This is a genomic window from Chryseobacterium taiwanense (assembly GCF_000813825.1).
GTDB lineage: Bacteria > Bacteroidota > Bacteroidia > Flavobacteriales > Weeksellaceae > Chryseobacterium > Chryseobacterium taiwanense.
On the sequence record NZ_JWTA01000006.1, the window covers coordinates 1 to 18870 of the forward strand.

Below are 18870 nucleotides of genomic sequence, written 5' to 3' on the forward strand. Positions count from 1 at the left end.
TCCCGCCGAGCTTTTTTTATCTGAATAAATTACTATTTTTTGTTAGCAATCTCTTCTTTAATTTTATTTTCCAATTCTTCAGAAAGTTCAGGATTGTCTTTCAATACATCTTTTACTGCATCACGACCTTGTCCTAATTTTGTTTCCTCGTAGCTGAACCAAGAACCGCTTTTCTTCACAATTCCTTGTTCTACAGCCTGATCCAAAATTTCTCCTGTTTTAGAAACTCCTTCACCGTACATAATGTCGAATTCAGCTTGTTTGAAAGGTGGAGCTACTTTGTTTTTTACAATTTTCACTTTCACACGGCTTCCGATGGCTTCATCTCCGTTTTTAATAGGAGCAGATGCTTTTCTGATATCAATTCTTACAGAAGCGTAGAATTTCAAAGCATTACCACCGGTAGTTGTTTCAGGGTTTCCGAACATTACTCCGATTTTTTCTCTCAACTGGTTGATGAAGATTACCGTACATTTTGTTCTTGAAATCGTAGCTGTTAATTTTCTTAACGCCTGGGACATCAATCTCGCATGAAGCCCCATTTTAGAATCTCCCATTTCTCCTTCAATTTCTGCTTTTGGAGTAAGTGCTGCCACAGAGTCAATTACTACAATATCGATCGCTCCTGAACGGATAAGGTTATCTGCAATTTCTAATGCCTGTTCCCCGTTATCTGGTTGAGAAATAATTAAGTTTTCTAAATCGATTCCTAATTTTGCAGCATAGGTTCTGTCGAATGCATGTTCAGCATCAATGAAAGCAGCAATTCCTCCTGCTTTTTGAGCTTCTGCAATTGCGTGAAGTGTTAAAGTAGTTTTACCTGAAGATTCCGGACCGTAGATTTCAATGATTCTTCCTCTTGGATAACCTCCAACCCCTAGAGCGATGTCTAATCCTAAAGATCCTGAAGGAATCACTTCAATGGTATTGTCTACAGAACTGTCTCCTAATGTCATTACAGTCCCTTTTCCGTATGTTTTATCTAGTTTTTCAAGCACTAAGGCAAGTGCTTTCTTTTTATCGTCTGCGTTGCTCATCTGTATAATTATAATTTCTCAAAAGTACATAATTTATAGTTGAAAAGCTAATATTATTTGTTGCCAGAAATCATTTTTTAAGTAAGAGAAATATAATGTATTCATCCTTAACTTGTTCAAAATTAAAAGAATGTATTGATGGAGTTTTTTATAGATTTAATGAAAATTTGAGTTATGGGTGATTTTTAAATAATCGCTCAATACCTTCATCTGATCCTTGTTTCCTTTGTTGATTCTGGCTTGTCGGCTAACTGTTTTGTCATAGATTTTATTGATCAGCCATTTTGTTCTGGGAAAAGTATTTTTGTTAGAAACCTCAGGAATTTGTAGTCTCTTACAAACTTCATCATCTAGTAAAAACCAGGTACAACAGATATGAAGATAACGCAAGTTTTTTCTTTGAAACTGATATTTCAAAATTGGATTTTCTAACGATTCATTGAGAAGAGAATGGGCTAGAAGTACAGAATCTTTATCAGCCGGTGGTTGAACAGAAGTCCATAAGTAAAAATATTCTGTAGCCTGTTTCTTATCATTTGGAAGAAGATTTTCAGGAATCCCTAATAAATAACCTACATATTTCCAAAGATGGAAAAGTCCTTTTTCCTCTTTCTCTGAAAAGGTATTTCCCAATTTATGAAGACTGTGTAAAAAAACAAGACTGAACCCAATATAAGTAGCCATCATATCCCATGAATTGATAGGTTCTCCCCAGTTTTCTGTATCCCAGTTTTTGTAATACTTTTTTAAAGAAACTCTGGCATAAGAATGAATTAATCTAGTTTTGATAGCAAATTCATATCCTTTTTTATGAACTTCCAACGCATTATATCTTGTTGCGTTTACCCAAAAATCCAACGTTTCGGAAAGACGTTTTACAGCTCCTTTTTTCAGTGCTTCTGTTGCGATCAGAGGTTTGTTGAGGTAAGCATAATCATAGCCACCAATCAGACAATAATCTCTTAAAGAAATCAGAGAGTCGAGATTGCTTCTCATACAAAGTTCTGCACCGGATTTAATTAAATCATAATCAAGCCAGTCGGGAATTCTTTGTGTCTGTTGAAAAAGTTGTTTTACGCTTTCAGGAACATTATCATTTTCAGAAACACCATTTCTAATATACTGCTCAATTTCTTTAGAAGCTTCATGGAATTTTTTTGTAAGATAAACCTCTCTTACAACCTGATCACCAATTTCATCCACATGATAAAAATAGGGCGCGAATTTTTTAAAATCATTAAAATTGACTTCTGCTCCGGAAAATTCAATAAGCTGCTTTCCGTTGCCTTTCGTCCAAAAATCTTTAAAATGAGATGAATCCTTAAATCGCGGTTGTAAAATTGTGTTTTCCATTCCTATAAAAGTACAAGTTTTCCATTTAAATGAGATGGTGAGATTTATCAGTTTCATCAAAATGTTAATGATCTTTCTTCTTTTAAACTTTATTAAAAATACCACAAAAGTGTGATTTTTTAGTATTTGAAAATGAATTAAATTTGGTTAAAACCTAATGTTAATCTATGTTGGAGGCTTTCGCTTAATTTTAACTAATAAACTAAATAACTATGAAAACAAAAATTTTATTGCTGTTTCTGCTTGGATGTGCAGGAATGGTTTTGGGACAAGAGAAAGAAATTAAAGAAGGAGGGAATTATTACTTTAATTATCCATCAAAAGAAAATCTTAAAAAGTTTAAAAATGAAACTAATCTTAAAGATAAAGTAGAAATTTCTAGTATCCAAGAAGAAATTGAAGGATCAAAATTTAGAATTCAGGTTAGAAAAGTGGATGATAATATGGTTTATTTTGTATTTGGGAAATTTTCCGAATCAGAAATGGAAAGTAAAATTAATAATGTAAATATTGAGAGCGCTGATGTGCAAGGGATATATTTAAAGGAGCTTCAGAAAAGAATGAGTGATTCAGAATTTCAAAAGTTCATGGCAAGAATTCCTAAACAAACTAAAGATAAAAAGAAAGTTTTATACTCTTTGCCTAAAGATAAATTTAAAATTGTGACGCAACCTTTATATGATAGAATTGATTGGCGAGTTGGTGTCTATACCGTTCCGTTCAAACTACGTCTTGGAGGATTTGCTTTTGATGCAAATGTGAATTTGGGTGCTAATATTGGAGGAAAAATCAGATGGGATAGAGAAATAGAAAATGGCTTTGCGATTGAACCAATTTTTGGATTCGGTTTGGCAAGTATAAAACTTGATGAATCAAATAGCAATGTTACAACTGCCAATACAAATGTAAGTGCTTTTACAGTAAATACGGGGGTATTATTTCATATTACAAATGCGATTAATGTTGGTGTAACGTTTGGACTTGATCGAATTAGTAAAAATGACCAAAATAATTATGATTGGAAGTATAATAATAAAGGCTGGTTTGGATTAGGAATTAATGTAGCCTTTAACAACCAAGGTGGTAATACTGGAGATAAGGGAGTTAATTAATGATATAAAGTATCAGTGTACTTTCTAAAAAAAATAAATTAATTTCTTCATACAATTTAAGACGAAAAACAAAAAACCTTCCCATTGGGAAGGTTTTTATAATTTGTTGCGAGTTGCTAATTATAGAGAAGCAGCGTGTACCAACATATCAACTAACTTGTTTGAATACCCCATTTCGTTGTCATACCAAGAAACAAGTTTTACGAAGTTAGGAGAAAGCATAATACCAGCATCCTTATCAAAGATTGAAGTTCTCTTATCTCCTACGAAATCCTGAGAAACTACAGCATCTTCAGTGTATCCAAGAATACCTTTCAATTCACCTTCAGAAGCAGCTTTTACTACCGCACAGATTTCTTCGTAAGAAGCAGCTTTTTCAATTCTTACTGTTAAATCTACTACAGAAACGTCAACAGTTGGTACTCTGAAAGACATACCTGTTAATTTTCCGTTTAATGAAGGGATTACTTTTCCTACTGCTTTAGCAGCACCTGTAGAAGAAGGAATAATATTGTTTAGAGCAGCTCTACCACCTCTCCAGTCTTTCATTGAAGGACCGTCAACAGTTTTTTGAGTTGCAGTTGTAGCGTGTACAGTTGTCATCAAACCTTCTACAATTCCGAAGTTATCGTGAATTACTTTAGCCAAAGGAGCTAAACAGTTTGTAGTACAAGAAGCGTTTGATAAGATTTTGATATCGTCTGTAAGTTCAGTGTGGTTTACACCCATTACGAACATTGGAGTATCATCTTTAGAAGGAGCAGAAAGGATTACTTTCTTAGCACCAGCGTTGATGTGCTTTGCAGCATTTTCTTTATCTAAGAATAAACCTGTAGATTCAACGATATAATCAGCTCCGATTTCGTTCCACTTCAAGTTGTTAGGGTCTCTTTCAGCTGTTACTCTGATTCTTTTTCCGTTTACAACAAGGTCGCTTCCTTCTACAGAAACCTCACCTGGGAAAATCCCGTGTACAGAATCATATTTTAACATGTAAGCCATGTATGTAGCATCGATAAGGTCATTGATTCCTACTACTTCGATGTTGTCTCTTTCAGTCATTGCTCTGAAAACAAGACGTCCAATTCTACCAAACCCGTTGATACCTACTTTGATTGTTGACATAATAGTTTGTTTTAAATTATATTAAAAAATATTAGATTGCTAAAATTTCTGAAATCAGTAAAAGATCCTTATTGATTTCGTTATGTTTTTTAATGGCTTCTTCAATTGGTGTATACACCAAATCGTTGGAACGCATTCCTGCCATTACGTTTGTTTGTCCTTCCATTAATCCTGTTACGGCTCCATACCCCAGTCTGCTTGCCAAAACTCTGTCGGCGCAGCTTGGAGAACCTCCTCTCTGGATGTGTCCTAAGATAGCAACACGGATATCATAATCAGGGAATTCAGCTTTTGTTTTTTCAGCTAATTCATAGATGTTAGCTAATTTTTCGCCTTCTGCGACAACTACAATACTGGAAGATTTTCCTGTTTTTTCAGCATTTCTGAAGTTTGCGAAAAGTTCATCAATACTGTCTTTTCTCTCAGGAATTAAAATATCAAGAGCTCCGGCTGCCAATCCACTATTTAAAGCAATAAAACCTGCATCACGACCCATTACTTCCACAAAGAAAACTCTGTTGTGAGAAGTTGCCGTATCACGAATTTTATCGATCGCTTCCATAGCAGTATTTAAGGCTGTATCGTAACCGATGGTATTATCAGTTCCGAAAATATCATTATCGATCGTTCCTGGAACGCCAATCACTCGGATTCCGAATTCTTCGTTAAAGATTTTTGCTCCCGTGAAAGTTCCGTCTCCTCCGATACATACCAAAGCATCGACACCATGTTTTACACAGTTATCGTAAGCCTTTTGACGACCTTCTTTCGTTTTAAACTCCATGGAACGGGCGGATTTCAAGATGGTTCCTCCCTGATTGATTATATTTTTTACGGAACGAGGACCCATTTTCAGGAAATCATCGTGGATTAAGCCATTGTAGCCTTCTCTTACTCCGTAGCATTCGATATTATAATAATTCGCGGTTCTTACTACCGCCCTTAATGCTGCATTCATACCCGGAGAATCTCCTCCTGAAGTAAGAACTGCAATTTTTTTTACAGCACTCTCTTTCATCTAGTAAAAAATTTCGAACACAAATTTACAAAAACAAGTTCAGATAATGGTAGTAACTTTATAAGAGTTTTGAATATAAATTATTAAACCCATCTAAAACTTGTAAGTTTGGAAATAGCACTCACTGTTTGAGTCTTTGGCGAGACGATAGTGAAATTGTATCAAGGTGATTTTTTCGTCAAACATTCAGACTGTATTTCAATTAACAAATACAATAGATAAAAATAAAAAGCCGGAAGATTTTTCTTCCGACTAAGTTTAAGTTATTTTTCAATATCAGTTTGTGAAATTAATTTAAATATCCTGCAACTTGATATCCTCTAGAAACTTTAGTGAATAATACACCATCATATTCGTAGTACATATATCCTTGGTAATTTACTCTCTCATAGCCAGCTGGTAAAGAAGGTACAATTGTTCCTATTCTTGGAGTTACAACTTCATAGTAACCATTGTTTTGGTTATAAAAAATACCGTCAAGGAAGTAGTATAAAATGTTCCCGAAAGTTACTCTGTGATAATTGTTGGGAATTGTTTTTACTCTCATTCCTTTTGGGGGAGCTACATTTACATATCTTCCGCCTGTTTCAAGATAATATTTACCATCTTTATATTGATAATTTTTATTATTATGAGAAATAGGTTGAGCATTATTTGGACGCTTATTAATGGTTACTACTTTTTTTGTTTGTCCTTTTTCGAACTGAACATTATTACGATTAACATTTCCTACATTATTAATGTTGCCAGGCTTATTGTTTGATTGCCCATTAGGACGATTCGAATTGTTATTGGATTGTTGGTTCGATTGATTAGGTCTGTTATCTCTATCTTTTTGTTGCGCCACAGCAACATTAGAAATGGTAAGAAATAATGCAGCAATAAATACTGATATTTTGGTTGAATTTTTCATGACATTAAATTGTTAAATTATTTGTTACAATACATTCATAAAATATACCAAGAAAATGAAGTTTCGACGTTTGATGTATATTTATAGACGAAGTCCTAAAAGAAATCTACCAACCGTATTTAGAAGATTTTTATTTGTTGCAAAAAATAATTTATGCTTACATAATTTGAAAATGAAAATTTTGTAGAAGGAAAAATCGAAGGTTTCTGAAATACTTATGATGTCCTTTTTTATGCTATAAAAGGCAAAAGCTTTTGTGACTTTTGCGGTTTGGAAATTTAAATTTTATGTTCAGAAATAATTCCAAAATTGATAAATGTCAACTCTTTTTGATTGAAGTTATCCGCAGTTTGCAGAGACAAAATTAGTATATTTACGGTCATTAAATGAATTGAGTGTAATTGCAAAGCATATTACATTATTATATAAAATAGCTTACTTATGAATCATAAACCGGTAGAAGGTTTTTCTAAATTAACAAAACAGGGAAAAATCGATTGGCTAGTTAACGAATACCTTGAAGGAAACTCAGAATATCAACATATATTAAATCAATACTGGAACGAAAATGCTGATTTGCAGAAACTTCATGATGAGTTTTCTGAAAACACCATTTCCAATTTTTATATGCCTTACGGAATTGCTCCGAATTTTTTAATTGACGGAAAATTATTTGCACTTCCAATGGCGGTTGAAGAAAGTTCTGTAGTCGCAGCAGCTTCAAAAGCTGCAAAATTCTGGATTGATAAAGGTGGTTTTAAAACAACAATTATCAACAATGAAAAACTAGGTCATACTCACTTCATCTTTAATGTTGAACCTCATAAATTGCTTCATTTCTTTAATTTTAATTTAAAGAAAAAATTAATGGAAGCGACTGAGGATATCACTGCCAACATGAGAAATCGTGGAGGTGGGATTTTAGACATTAAGTTGGTAGATAAAACTTCCGAAATGCCAAATTATTACCAGCTAAAAGCAAGTTTTGATACGGTAGATTCGATGGGGGCAAACTTCATTAATTCTTGTCTGGAACAGTTTGGAAAAACACTAAAACAGGAAGTGGCAGTCAGTGAAGATTTCTCACACGAAGAAAAGAATTCTTTGCAGATTGTGATGAATATTCTTTCCAACTTTACCCCTGATTGTATCGTAAGAGCTGAGGTTTCTTGTAAAATCGAAGACTTAAAAGACGATAGTGGAATTTCCAATGAAGAATTTGCTTCAAAATTCAAACAAGCCGTAACAATTGCTGAAATTGAACCTTTCCGTGCGACCACTCACAATAAAGGAATTATGAATGGAGTAGATGCCGTGGTAATTGCTACAGGAAATGATTTTAGAGCTACGGAAGCTTGTGCACATGCTTATGCGGCAAGAAATGGAAAATATTCTTCTTTAACTCATTGTACAACAGACAACGGAATTTTCAGATTCTGGATTGACCTTCCTATTTCTGTAGGAGTTGTTGGTGGTTTGACGAATCTTCATCCATTGGTAAAATTCTCTTTGGCACTTCTTGGAAAACCTTCTGCTCAGGAATTGATGAGTATTTTGGCAGTTTCCGGTTTAGCGCAGAATTTTGGGGCTTTGCGTTCTTTGGTAACAACGGGAATTCAGAAAGGGCACATGAAAATGCATTTACTGAATATCTTGAATCAAATGGGAGCTACAGAGGAAGAGAAGCAACATTTTGTGACCTATTTCAAAGATAAAACGGTTACTCACCATGAAGTTATTAATGAATTTAACAGATTAAGAGGTCAATAATGATACAGATTATTCTTGCCATTATCATCTTGCTTTTCGGGCTCTTTTTAAAGAAAACCAATCATCCGGGATTCAGGAGTTCTAAAAGATTTGCGATTATGTTTATTATTTTGGGAGGTGCGGTATTGATTAGCAAACTGGTTTTCTATTTTTTACATCCCGCATAGTGAAAAAGAAAATTGTATTCTTTCTGTTGATCTACGGTTTAAGTTTTTCACAGCAGAAACATTTACTCATAAAAGATTTGATGCCGAAATCTGAGGATTCAGTGTTTCCGGTAATTTCCTATTCAGAAAATTCAAGAGTGGAAAATAAAATCAATACCTTTTTGCAGGTTGATCAGCTGGAATACATTCCTGGATCAATAGGGAATCCATTTAAACTGGTTTCTACGGGAAAAACTTCCTATTCCAATTATGTTTATTTTTATAGTTGGGAAAAACTGGAAACGCCTAAAAATATTCTGAGTCTTGCATTGGATGGGGAAGCTTCAGGAGCTTATCCGGAAGGTTTTTCCATCTGGAAGAATTTTGATCTGAGAACCGGGAATTTAATTAATGCTAATGATTTATTTCAGCCCAATTCAGTGAAAACGGTTGAAAATTTAATTCAGAAAAGCATAAAGAAAGAGGTAAATGATTTTCTTACACAGTTAAAATCTGAGAAAAATCCTTCAGAAGAAGTTGTAGACCAGATTTCTATTTATGAAGATTGTTTTACAGATTTTACCTTAGATGGAATTGAATATTATTTCGGGAAAGATAAAATCAGATTTATTGCAGGAAGATGCTCCAATCATGCGATGAGAGCATTGGATGAACTGGATAGCCATGTGGTTGAGTTTCCTTATAAGGATATGGAAAAATACTGGAGTCCTTATGCGAAAAATTTATTGTCAGGTTCTGAAAAAATGGATAGAACAAGTTTTAGCAATAAGTTGTATAAAGGGAAAATCGATGGGAAATATCCTATCACGGTTTTAATTGAAAAAGTGTATGGAGACGGTTCTTTTTCTGCGAAATACTGGTATGATAAAAATAAAAAGCTGATTGAATGGAATGGCAAGTTGAAAGGAAACCATATTTCTATTATAGAAAATGATTATTATAGCGAAGAAACCAATCAGTGGATTTTCAGAGCTTTGGTAGAAGCAGAACTCAAGGGCAATAAAATCGTTGGAACCTGGCAGGATTATAAAACAAAAAAATATTTAAATCTAGAATTAGAAGAATTATAAAATGAAAACAATTACTTTAGTTTTTGGAGCGGTTTACGGAATGTTATCTGTGATTTTAGGCGCATTCGGAGCACATGCTTTAAAGAAAATTTTGTCTGTAGAGAGACTGGAGAGTTTTGAAACAGGAGTGAGATACCAGATGTACGCTGCATTCTTTTTATTAATTATCGGCTACATTTTGAAATTTGAAACTTCATCAGAAAAATGGACTTCAATTTTAATGATTGTAGGAACACTTTTATTCTCAGTAAGCATTTATTTCTTGAGTTTACAGGATTATTTGGGAGCAAATCTGAAATTTTTAGGACCAATAACTCCACTTGGAGGATTATTCATGATCCTAAGCTGGTTGATGCTTATTTTTCATTTTGCTAAAGGCAGGATTTAAAAGAAAAATCAATATTGCTCAAGCTGATCAAAAAATAATATTAGCAATGTCATGCTGAGCGAAGTCGAAGCATCTCAAATTTTTTTAAATAACGTTCAAAGCTTTTATGAGCTCAGTTTTGCATTCACCCTCGTTTGCAAAGTGAGAGAATACTAAAACAAATGATGAAACTTCCTTTTAATATGTAATACATCAAAAATGAGAATTAATAGAAGGCGAAGGCTCATCAAGACATTTGATCTTTTGGATCAGCCTATCAGATTCAATCCTTTCGTATTTAGCCGTACTTTTTTCATGTGGGCAATTACAGGATTGGTGGGAGGAATAATTGCCGGTCTTTATTGGATCGTTCTTGAGCATTTTACAGAGTTTTTAGCTGAGTTTCAAGGCTGGATGGTAATTCCTACGATGGCTATCTGTGGTTTACTGGCTGGTTTGGTTATTCATTTTATCGGTGATCCCGGAGAAATCCATTTGATCGTTAATAATATTCGATTTAACAAAGGCAAGTTGGAACCGAAAAATAATCCATCCATGATTTTGTCTTCCCTTTTTTGTGTAGCATCTGGAGGAAGCTTAGGTCCCGAAGCGCCTTTAGTTCAAGTGACGGGGTCTACAGGAACCTGGCTCGGAAAAATATTTAGATTAAAAGGGGAGGAGTTGCGTTCTTTGAGTATTGCCGGAATGGCTTCTGGTTTTACAGCACTTTTTGGCGCTCCGCTTGGCGGAAGTTTATTTTCGCTTGAAATTCTTCATCATAAACATGCTGTTGAATATTATAAGGCGATCATTCCTGCATTGGTGGCGAGCTGTTTCAGTTACGTCATGTTTGCTTTAATTATTCATCTAGGAATAGGGGCAACCTGGGATTTGAAGGCTTATCATTATACAGGAGTTTATGATTTTGCTTATGCGACTGCTTTTGGAGCGGTAGGAACTTTATTTGGCTGGATCTTTATTTTTGTGGTAAAGTTCTTCAAAAAGGTTTTTGAATACAGAAAATTTCCGATTTATATTAAAACTTTCGTAGGCGGAATTATATTAGGAATCATCGCTTTCTATTTTCCGATTACGAGATATTTCGGGCATAATGAGATCAATCAGTTGATCAACGGGAATTTTGCCCTGAATTTTTTAATCCTAGTTTTAATTTTCAAAATCTTAGCAATAGCCATTACCGTGACTTCAGGATGGAGAGGCGGTTTTATCATTCCTCTTTTCTTTGTAGGAACGACTTTGGGTTTAATTATTCATAATTTGTTTCCGACAGTTGATACTACATTAGCAATTGTAAGCTGTATGGCTGCCATTAATGCCTGTGTCACAAGAACACCAATGAGTACCACGATTATTTTGGGAACTTTAACCGGATTTACTTATTTTGTTCCCATACTTTTTGCGAGTTTAACGGGGTATTTCCTTGCTCCGAAAATTCCGTTTATCGGTTCACAGTCTGAAAAATTATCTGAAGAATAGAGCTGTTTAAGAAGACATGTTAAAAATCAATTCAAATGGGCTTTAATTTTTGAGCCAATAAACTTGAACTTCCGTGTCTTTTTAGTAAATTTGTCAACCTTTAAATTTTAAAATAAAATAATAAAAATAATATGAATCTTCACGAGTATCAATCTAAAGAGATTTTATCAAAGTATGGAGTAGCTATCCAACGTGGTTACGTAGCAAACAACGTAGACGAGGCTGTGGCTGCTGCTGAAAAACTAACTGCTGAAACAGGAGCTCAAGGCTGGGTTGTAAAAGCACAGATTCACGCAGGTGGTCGTGGTAAAGGTGGGGGTGTTAAGTTTTCTCCAAACATGGATAAACTTAAAGAAAACGCTCAGAACATCATCGGAATGCAGTTGATCACTCCACAAACTTCTGCTGAAGGTAAGTTGGTAAATTCTGTATTGGTTGCAGAGGATGTGTATTATCCTGGAGAAACTGAAACTAAAGAATTTTATGTTTCTATTCTTTTAGACAGAGCTGAAGGTAAAAATACTATCGTATATTCTACTGAAGGGGGGATGGATATTGAGCACGTTGCAGAAGTAACTCCTCATTTGATCCACAACGAATTGATCGATCCTGCTTTAGGTCTTCAAGGTTTCCAAGCTAGAAAAATTGCTTTCAACTTAGGTCTTGAAGGGAATGCTTTCAAAGAATTCGTAAAATTCATCTCTTCTTTATATAATGCTTATACAGGAATTGATGCTTCTCTTTTCGAAATCAACCCTGTGTTGAAAACTTCGGATAACAAAATTATCGCTGTAGATGCCAAAGTAACTTTGGATGGTAACTCATTGTTCCGTCACAAAGATCTTGAAGCGCTTAGAGATACAAGAGAAGAAGATCCTATCGATGTTGAAGCTGGTGAAGCTGGTCTTAACTTCGTAAAACTAGACGGTAACGTTGCTTGTATGGTAAACGGAGCTGGTCTAGCTATGGCAACTATGGATATCATCAAATTATCTGGTGGTAACCCTGCAAACTTCCTAGACGTAGGTGGAACTGCTGATGCTCAGAGAGTACAAACTGCTTTCGGAATCATCTTGAGAGATCCAAATGTAAAAGCGATCTTGATCAACATCTTCGGAGGTATCGTAAGATGTGATAGAGTTGCTCAAGGAGTTGTAGATGCTTACAAAGCGATGGGTAGCCTTCCGGTTCCATTGATCGTAAGATTACAAGGAACCAACGCTGTTGAAGCTAAAAAATTGATCGATGAGTCTGGTCTTCCGGTTCACTCTGCAATTACTTTAGAAGAAGCTGCAAACAAAGTAAAAGAAGTTTTAGCTTAATCTAAAATTTTTATATAAAACTTAAAACCGTTTCATTTTTGGAACGGTTTTTTTATGTATTGTAGGAAAATAATGTGTTTATGAAAAACCTATACATTCCTGATCCATGTTCAGAAAACTGGGAAATGATGTCTCCTCAGGAAAAAGGGAGATTTTGTTCTGTTTGTGATAAATGTGTAATTGATTTTACACAAAAACAATCTGAAGAAATTTTTCAAATCATTAATGAAAAGAAAGAGGGAGAAGTATGTGGAAGGTTTTATGACGATCAATTAAGTCACAAAGAAAGTGCATCTGAAAAGTTAAAAACTGAACTTTTCAGATATATTCCATCTTCTATTCAAAATAACAGAATAATACTGGCTGTTTTTTCTTTTATTCTCTTTTTAACCGGCTGCTCAAAACAAAAAGAAGAATCTTGTACAATGACTACGGGTGTTGTAGTATCCGATACTGAAATAGATACGGTAAAAAATAAAAGCTACGTAATGGGCGAAGCGGTAATTCCTGAAGATCAGCAAACAACAAAAATTCATAAAAAAGACAGCATTGCATTGAAGAACAAATTGTCAAAAAAATAGTCAGTTGATTTTAGTAATGGTTTTTTGTTAAAATATAACATATTCATTTTAAAATTATTATTTTTACAATAATTGGGATTTAAAATGAAGATACATTCATGGTTTTCTCTCTTTTTAGTTCTTAATTTTCAATTTCATATTGTGGATAATGATGCAGTGTCTTATGAAAAGCAAATCCGATTTGAAAATTTAAAACACCCACTTAGAAAATACCACTAATATTAATATATAAAATTACTCTCATGAAAACTAAACCATTTATTGTCTCGTGTTTGCTGATTGCGGCACAAGGTTTTGGTCAACAGAATTACTGGTCAAAACTTAAAGATACCCATGTAAGCAGAGAAAATCTGAGCCCAAGATGGACGACTCCGAATACTTTTTCTTTATATCAGTTAGATTTAGATAAAATGAAAGCGGATCTTAAAAATGCTCCTCAACGTTTTTCTAAGAATGAAAATCTATTGATTAAATTCCCCGACTCAGATGGGAAAATAATAGATTATATTATTCAGGAAGCTTCTGTAATGGAGCCCGAATTACAGGCAAAATTTCCGGAAATACGATCTTACATTGGATGGCAAAAAAATCATCCTGAAAATTCGATTCGTTTTAGTATCACTCCACAAACGGGAATTAGCGTAATGTATTTTGATAATTGGGAAGTAAGTTATCTGGATAGTTATGCAAAAGATCATTCATCTTTCATTTTATATAAAAGAAAAGACCTTCCTAAAAATGACCGTCTTTTTGAATGCCACGTTGAAAATGAATTAGATAATTTAAAAAATAATAGTTCTACCAACAAAGCACCTGTTGTTTCTGATGGGCAGTTCAGAACGTACAGATTGGCTTTAGCAGCAACAGGAGAATATACAACTTTTCACGGTGGAACTGTAGCAGGAGCATTAGCTGCAATGGCAACGACAATGACAAGAGTAAATGGGGTCTACGAAAAGACAATCTCCTCTACAATGGTCATGGTAGCCAACACCAATTTAATCATCTATACTAATGCTACTACAGATCCTTATACGAATAATAACGGATCCACCATGTTAGGTGAGAATCAGACGAATATTAATACGGTGATTGGAACAGCAAATTACGATATTGGTCATGTTTTTAGTACCGGTGGAGGCGGAGTTGCTTATCTGGCATCAATATGTACTGCTAATAAAGCAGGAGGTGTTACAGGTTCTGGAGCTCCGGTTGGAGATCCCTTTGATATTGATTATGTTGCTCATGAAATGGGGCATCAGTTTGGTGGCAATCATACCTTTAGAGCAAATACAGGTTCATGTAGTGGTAATGCAAATACTTCTACGGCATTTGAACCAGGGAGTGGTACTACGATTATGGCTTACGCAGGAATTTGCGGATCTACAAATAATGTCCAAAATAATAGTGATCCTTATTTTCATGCTGCAAATGTGGTGGAAATGAATGCTGTAATACAAAAAGCAACAGATTGTTCGGTAAAAACTCCTAATAATAATTTAGTTCCTACAGCAGATGCCGGAGCAGACTATATTATTCCGAAGGGAACAGCTTTTGTGTTAACGGGAACAGGAACAGATCCAAATGGTGATCCATTGACTTATCTATGGGAGCAGTATGACAATACTTCAAATACTCAGCCTCCGGTTTCTACGGCTACAGGAGGTCCTGTTTATCGTTCTTTGTTACCTACAACTTCTCCTTCAAGATACTTTCCGGTGCTAAGTTCTGTTGTTGCTAATAACTTAATTCCTAAATGGGAGGTTACTCCAAGTGTTGCCAGAACCCTGAATTTCTCACTATTGGTGAATGATAATAAAATAACAGGAAATCAGGCAGCGAGAGATGCAATGGTGGTTACGGTTACTAATGATGGACCTTTCACGGTGTCTTCGCATACCATTAATACTGCTTATACCGGAGGTACAGCTACGAATGTTACCTGGAATGTGGCAGGAACAAATACAGGAACCATCAATACTCAGAATGTAACGATTTTACTTTCAAAAGACGGAGGAGTAACTTTTAATACAGTTTTGGCGGCAAGTGTTCCGAATAATGGTTCAGCTTCTGTGAATTTACCTAATGAAAATATTGCCTCAGCAAGAATTATGGTAAAAGCACTCAATAATATTTATTATGCTTTAAATTCTTCAAGCTTTTCAATCACCCAGTCATTGGGAACATCAGAATCTGAGATTAAGAGCTTCTCAATTTATCCTAATCCTTCCCATGATGTGGTTAACATTAAATTGAAAAATCAATCTCAAAAAGCAGACTATTCATTATTTGATGTTTCAGGAAGATTGTTGAAAAATGGAAGTTTTAAAGGAGAAACAAAAGTTAAAGTCAACGATCTGACCAGTGGAAATTATTTGATCTCAATTGATTTAGAAAATGGAGAAAAAATAACTGAAAAATTAATTATAGGAAAATAATTTTTGAATTTTATATAAAAGAAAAGCAGTCAAATTGACTGCTTTTTTTATTAATCATGATTTTCGTTGATGCCGATTTCTCCATTGGTGATGCTTATGCTTGTTGGAGTTACCAACTGAATTCCGTCTGCATCAAAACGTTGTTTTATTTTTAAGAGGGCTTCACTTTTCAGTTGAACCATATTGGCTCCTACTTTCATCCAGAATTTAGCCTGAAGATTGAAAACTCCTTGTTTTAAATCGGTGAAAATAACTTCTATACTATCTAATCGGTCTACATTTTCCAAGCTTTTTACGATCTCCAGAATTCCTTTTTGTGCTTTACTGATGTCTTCGTCGGCAGGAATTTCAAAATTTAAAATAATTCTTCGCTGAGGAGAAGCGGTAATATTATAAAACGGTGCGTTAAAAACAACCTGATTCGGAATATAAGCTTTCTTCCCGTCGTCAGTAAGAAGTTTTGTCGTTAAGAAGCCAATTTCCTGTACTGTTCCGGAGTGGTTTCCTATCGTAATATAATCACCGACTTTATATGCTTTATCAATTCCAATCAGCATTCCTGAAAATATACTGGAAACAAGATCTTTCAAGGCAACCCCTGCAATAACCCCTGCAACTCCCAAACTTCCGATAAACTTCCATAAGAAACCACTGAATCCCATTATTTCTAATGAAATAAAAGTTCCCATGATCATAATTAAAAATCTGAAAACACTGATTAAAGTAACCAATGAACTTTCTTTTTTGCTTTTTGGGAAAAATTTATGCAAAAGCTTTACGGCGATTTGGCTGAGATATTTACTTGTGAAAAGAAAAAAAGAAAATACAATAATTCCTACCACCAGTTTAGGGGTGAGTTCGGCAAACGTTAAATACCAGTTTTCCAAAACTTTGTACACCACATCTACATATCTTAAGCCTGTTTTCTCCATAGAATTTTAAAATTAAATTTTTTTTAGAATTTTTCAACAAAAATTTTGCCAGTCTCAAAAAGTCTACTAAATTTGTAGACTAATAAAACGAATGAATATGTCAATTAAACTAGGAGATATAGTACCAGACTTCAATGCAGAGTCTACCATTGGGAACCTGAATTTCTATGATTTTCTTGGAAATTCTTGGGGAATTTTATTTTCCCATCCTGCAGATTATACACCGGTATGTACCACAGAACTTGGGTATACTGCAAAATTGAAGTCTGAGTTTGAACAAAGAAATACAAAAGCCATTGCTTTGAGTGTAGATGGAGTAGAAGATCACCATAACTGGATCAAAGATATTAACGAAACCCAGAATACAGAGGTTGAGTTCCCTATTATAGCAGACAAAGACCGAAAAGTTTCAGAATTGTTTGATTTTATTCATCCTAATGCTTCAGCAACCGCTACCGTTCGTTCTTTATTAATTATTGATCCTGAAAAAAAAGTAAGATTGATTATTACTTATCCGGCATCTACGGGAAGAAATTTTAATGAGATCATAAGAGTTTTAGACTCTCTACAATTGGTAGATTCTCATAAAATTGCAACGCCTGTCAATTGGAAAAACGGTGAAGATGTCATTATTCCACCTGCAATTTCCACTGAAGATGCTAAAAAAATATTCCCAAAAGGAGTAAGAGAAATAAAGCCGTATCTGAGATATACGCCCCAACCCAATACATGATTTATTTGATTTTTTATAGTTTAGTTTTAATTTGTACGAAAAGCGGCTCGGAAATTTTCCGAGCCGCTTTTATTATTTTTAAAGAAGAAGATTTTATCTTGCTTCTCTAATTACTTGTTTTGCTTTCGCTGTTGGAATATAAATACTGAATCCTACATTAAAGGTAATATTAGAATTCAATCCCTCACTTCCGAATCCTGCTTGACCTTGGTATTTTACTAAACCTTCCAATCCGATGTTAGGCGTGATGAAATAAGAATATCCAGGTCCAACTCCAAAATCAAGACCGGTAGTAGAGTTTCCGTTTTCTACAGAAGATCCTCCAATACCAACATTTCCTTCAAAAAACCATCTTCCGTGGTTTAATAAATTATCAACTCCTTTTTCTCCGGGAGATAGGTAATAACGTCCTAAGCCTCCTACCGCATAATCAAATCTGGTTGGGCTTCCGTTGGTTACTTTGCTTATTCCAAGATTTACATATCCTCCGACTGCTACATTATCTTCAATAAAGTAAGCACCCTTTGGCTGAATAGAGATGTTGTAACCACCTCCTGTATTTAAGCCGAAGTTGCTGGATAAAAGGCTGCTTCCTACCAACCAATTTCCTTTCTGTATCTGAGCATTCGCAGTTGCTGTCAATCCGCCGATGGCGAATAGTCCTGCTAAAATTAGTTTTTTCATACTTTATCGTTTTAATAATTAATGTTTATTATTTTGATAATTAATTAAAAACAATAAATATGCCATGTAACTCATTTTAAGGTGATTTTTGTAATATTCTTAATTTTTGTTAAAATTAATATATAATTATTTGAACACCTTGCTTGCTGATTTTACAATTTTAGATGAAAATAAGGATGATGGAAACAATAAGTCCGACAACTGTAAATACCATTCCACGTTTGAATGCTTTTGTCTTAGGATTGAACATCCAGAAGCTTGAAATAACAAAGAAGAACAAAGCGATTCCGAAGAAAGCATTTAATGGAGACAATGTGTCTTTTGATTGGGATTTGTGAAGTTTTGTCATTTTATCCAATACAAAAGGAAGTTCTTTTTTAGTATACTTTGCCTGACCAGTTGCAGCATCGTAAGTTCCCTGCTTGAATTTTAAAATAGTTCCTTCCGTTTTCTCTACTTCAAGATTCTTCATTTTTAATTCTTTTCCCAGCTCTTTTTCGGAAAGGTTTTTAGCGATTACTTTATCAATTTTCTTTTCTTTTTTCAGAAAATCGGTATCTCTGTAAATCAGTAAAACCCCACTTACTGCGTAAACGGCCATAATACCGGCAAGGAAAAACCCTAAATATCGGTGGGTAATTCTCATGAAACTTCTTGTGTCTTTAATCTTATCCATATCTTAATTATTTTTGTTTATAAAGCTAAAAGTGGAAACTGCAAAAATGCAACTTCCACTTTGATTTGAAAAATT

18 protein-coding genes are annotated in these 18870 nt (G+C 34.4%); 10 read left to right on the plus strand and 8 right to left on the minus strand.

Translation table 11 applies throughout. The features are described 5' to 3' along the window. Window positions 1-32: 32 nt before the first annotated feature. Both recA and RM51_RS08925 read right to left on the minus strand, forming a co-directional pair. Window positions 33-1037, minus strand: a complete 1005-nt coding sequence (recA, locus tag RM51_RS08920; RefSeq protein ID WP_039367885.1) for a recombinase RecA — start codon at window positions 1035-1037, stop codon at window positions 33-35. A 156-nt stretch (window positions 1038-1193) separates the two neighbouring features. Beyond that, window positions 1194-2390: an oxygenase MpaB family protein gene (locus RM51_RS08925; RefSeq protein WP_039367889.1), complete on the minus strand. Its 1197-nt coding sequence runs from the start codon at window positions 2388-2390 to the stop codon at window positions 1194-1196. A 212-nt stretch (window positions 2391-2602) separates the two neighbouring features. On the opposite strand from RM51_RS08925, the gene RM51_RS08930 reads away from it, so the two are divergent. Then, a complete protein-coding gene (locus tag RM51_RS08930) occupies window positions 2603-3502 on the plus strand; it encodes a hypothetical protein (protein WP_039367892.1) in 900 nt (299 codons plus the stop codon). Between the two features lie 120 nt (window positions 3503-3622). On the opposite strand, the gene gap is transcribed toward RM51_RS08930, so the two are convergent. The 3 genes from gap to RM51_RS19100 all read right to left on the minus strand — a co-directional run bounded on the left by gap (window position 3623) and on the right by RM51_RS19100 (window position 6558). Then, a complete protein-coding gene (gene gap / locus RM51_RS08935) occupies window positions 3623-4627 on the minus strand; it encodes a type I glyceraldehyde-3-phosphate dehydrogenase (RefSeq protein ID WP_039367896.1) in 1005 nt (334 codons plus the stop codon). A 31-nt stretch (window positions 4628-4658) separates the two neighbouring features. Continuing rightward, window positions 4659-5645: a 6-phosphofructokinase gene (gene pfkA / locus RM51_RS08940; RefSeq protein WP_039367899.1), complete on the minus strand. Its 987-nt coding sequence runs from the start codon at window positions 5643-5645 to the stop codon at window positions 4659-4661. 289 nt (window positions 5646-5934) lie between these two features. Continuing rightward, window positions 5935-6558, minus strand: coding sequence for a DUF6515 family protein (locus RM51_RS19100; RefSeq protein WP_052248449.1), 624 nt, complete (start codon window positions 6556-6558; stop codon window positions 5935-5937). A gap of 441 nt (window positions 6559-6999) precedes the next feature. Here RM51_RS19100 and RM51_RS08950 point away from each other — a divergent pair, with 441 nt between their 5' ends. The 8 genes from RM51_RS08950 to RM51_RS08980 all read left to right on the plus strand — a co-directional run bounded on the left by RM51_RS08950 (window position 7000) and on the right by RM51_RS08980 (window position 15770). Further along, window positions 7000-8328: a hydroxymethylglutaryl-CoA reductase, degradative gene (locus RM51_RS08950; RefSeq protein ID WP_039367902.1), complete on the plus strand. Its 1329-nt coding sequence runs from the start codon at window positions 7000-7002 to the stop codon at window positions 8326-8328. Next, window positions 8328-8495 carry a hypothetical protein gene (locus RM51_RS19475; RefSeq protein WP_165584996.1) on the plus strand — a complete coding sequence of 56 codons (168 nt, stop codon included), beginning with the start codon at window positions 8328-8330 and terminating at the stop codon, window positions 8493-8495. Before RM51_RS08950 ends, RM51_RS19475 begins: the two co-directional genes overlap by 1 nt. Next, window positions 8495-9565 carry a hypothetical protein gene (locus tag RM51_RS08955; protein ID WP_039367905.1) on the plus strand — a complete coding sequence of 357 codons (1071 nt, stop codon included), beginning with the start codon at window positions 8495-8497 and terminating at the stop codon, window positions 9563-9565. Before RM51_RS19475 ends, RM51_RS08955 begins: the two co-directional genes overlap by 1 nt. 1 nt (window position 9566) lies before the next feature. Continuing rightward, window positions 9567-9953, plus strand: coding sequence for a DUF423 domain-containing protein (locus tag RM51_RS08960; protein WP_039367907.1), 387 nt, complete (start codon window positions 9567-9569; stop codon window positions 9951-9953). A gap of 198 nt (window positions 9954-10151) precedes the next feature. Further along, window positions 10152-11429, plus strand: coding sequence for a chloride channel protein (locus RM51_RS08965; protein ID WP_039367909.1), 1278 nt, complete (start codon window positions 10152-10154; stop codon window positions 11427-11429). Between the two features lie 131 nt (window positions 11430-11560). Further along, complete coding sequence (gene sucC, locus RM51_RS08970; RefSeq protein ID WP_039367911.1) at window positions 11561-12751, plus strand: ADP-forming succinate--CoA ligase subunit beta; 1191 nt, start codon at window positions 11561-11563, stop codon at window positions 12749-12751. Between the two features lie 80 nt (window positions 12752-12831). Beyond that, window positions 12832-13332, plus strand: a complete 501-nt coding sequence (locus tag RM51_RS08975) for a hypothetical protein (protein ID WP_039367916.1) — start codon at window positions 12832-12834, stop codon at window positions 13330-13332. 242 nt (window positions 13333-13574) lie between these two features. Beyond that, window positions 13575-15770 (plus strand): reprolysin-like metallopeptidase, encoded by a 2196-nt coding sequence (locus RM51_RS08980; RefSeq protein ID WP_039367918.1) that lies wholly within the window; start codon window positions 13575-13577, stop codon window positions 15768-15770. A 50-nt stretch (window positions 15771-15820) separates the two neighbouring features. Here RM51_RS08980 and RM51_RS08985 read toward each other — a convergent pair whose 3' ends face one another. Next, window positions 15821-16702 (minus strand): mechanosensitive ion channel family protein, encoded by an 882-nt coding sequence (locus RM51_RS08985; protein ID WP_039367920.1) that lies wholly within the window; start codon window positions 16700-16702, stop codon window positions 15821-15823. Window positions 16703-16799: 97 nt separating this feature from the next. Between RM51_RS08985 and RM51_RS08990 the strand changes: the two genes are divergently transcribed. Next, a complete protein-coding gene (locus tag RM51_RS08990; protein WP_039367921.1) occupies window positions 16800-17435 on the plus strand; it encodes a peroxiredoxin in 636 nt (211 codons plus the stop codon). A gap of 93 nt (window positions 17436-17528) precedes the next feature. Here the strand turns inward: RM51_RS08990 and RM51_RS08995 are convergent, their stop codons facing one another. Together RM51_RS08995 and RM51_RS09000 are read right to left on the minus strand one after the other, a co-directional pair. Further along, window positions 17529-18119: a hypothetical protein gene (locus RM51_RS08995; RefSeq protein ID WP_039367923.1), complete on the minus strand. Its 591-nt coding sequence runs from the start codon at window positions 18117-18119 to the stop codon at window positions 17529-17531. 160 nt (window positions 18120-18279) lie between these two features. After that, window positions 18280-18795: a PepSY domain-containing protein gene (locus RM51_RS09000; RefSeq protein ID WP_039367925.1), complete on the minus strand. Its 516-nt coding sequence runs from the start codon at window positions 18793-18795 to the stop codon at window positions 18280-18282. Window positions 18796-18870: the final 75 nt, after the last annotated feature.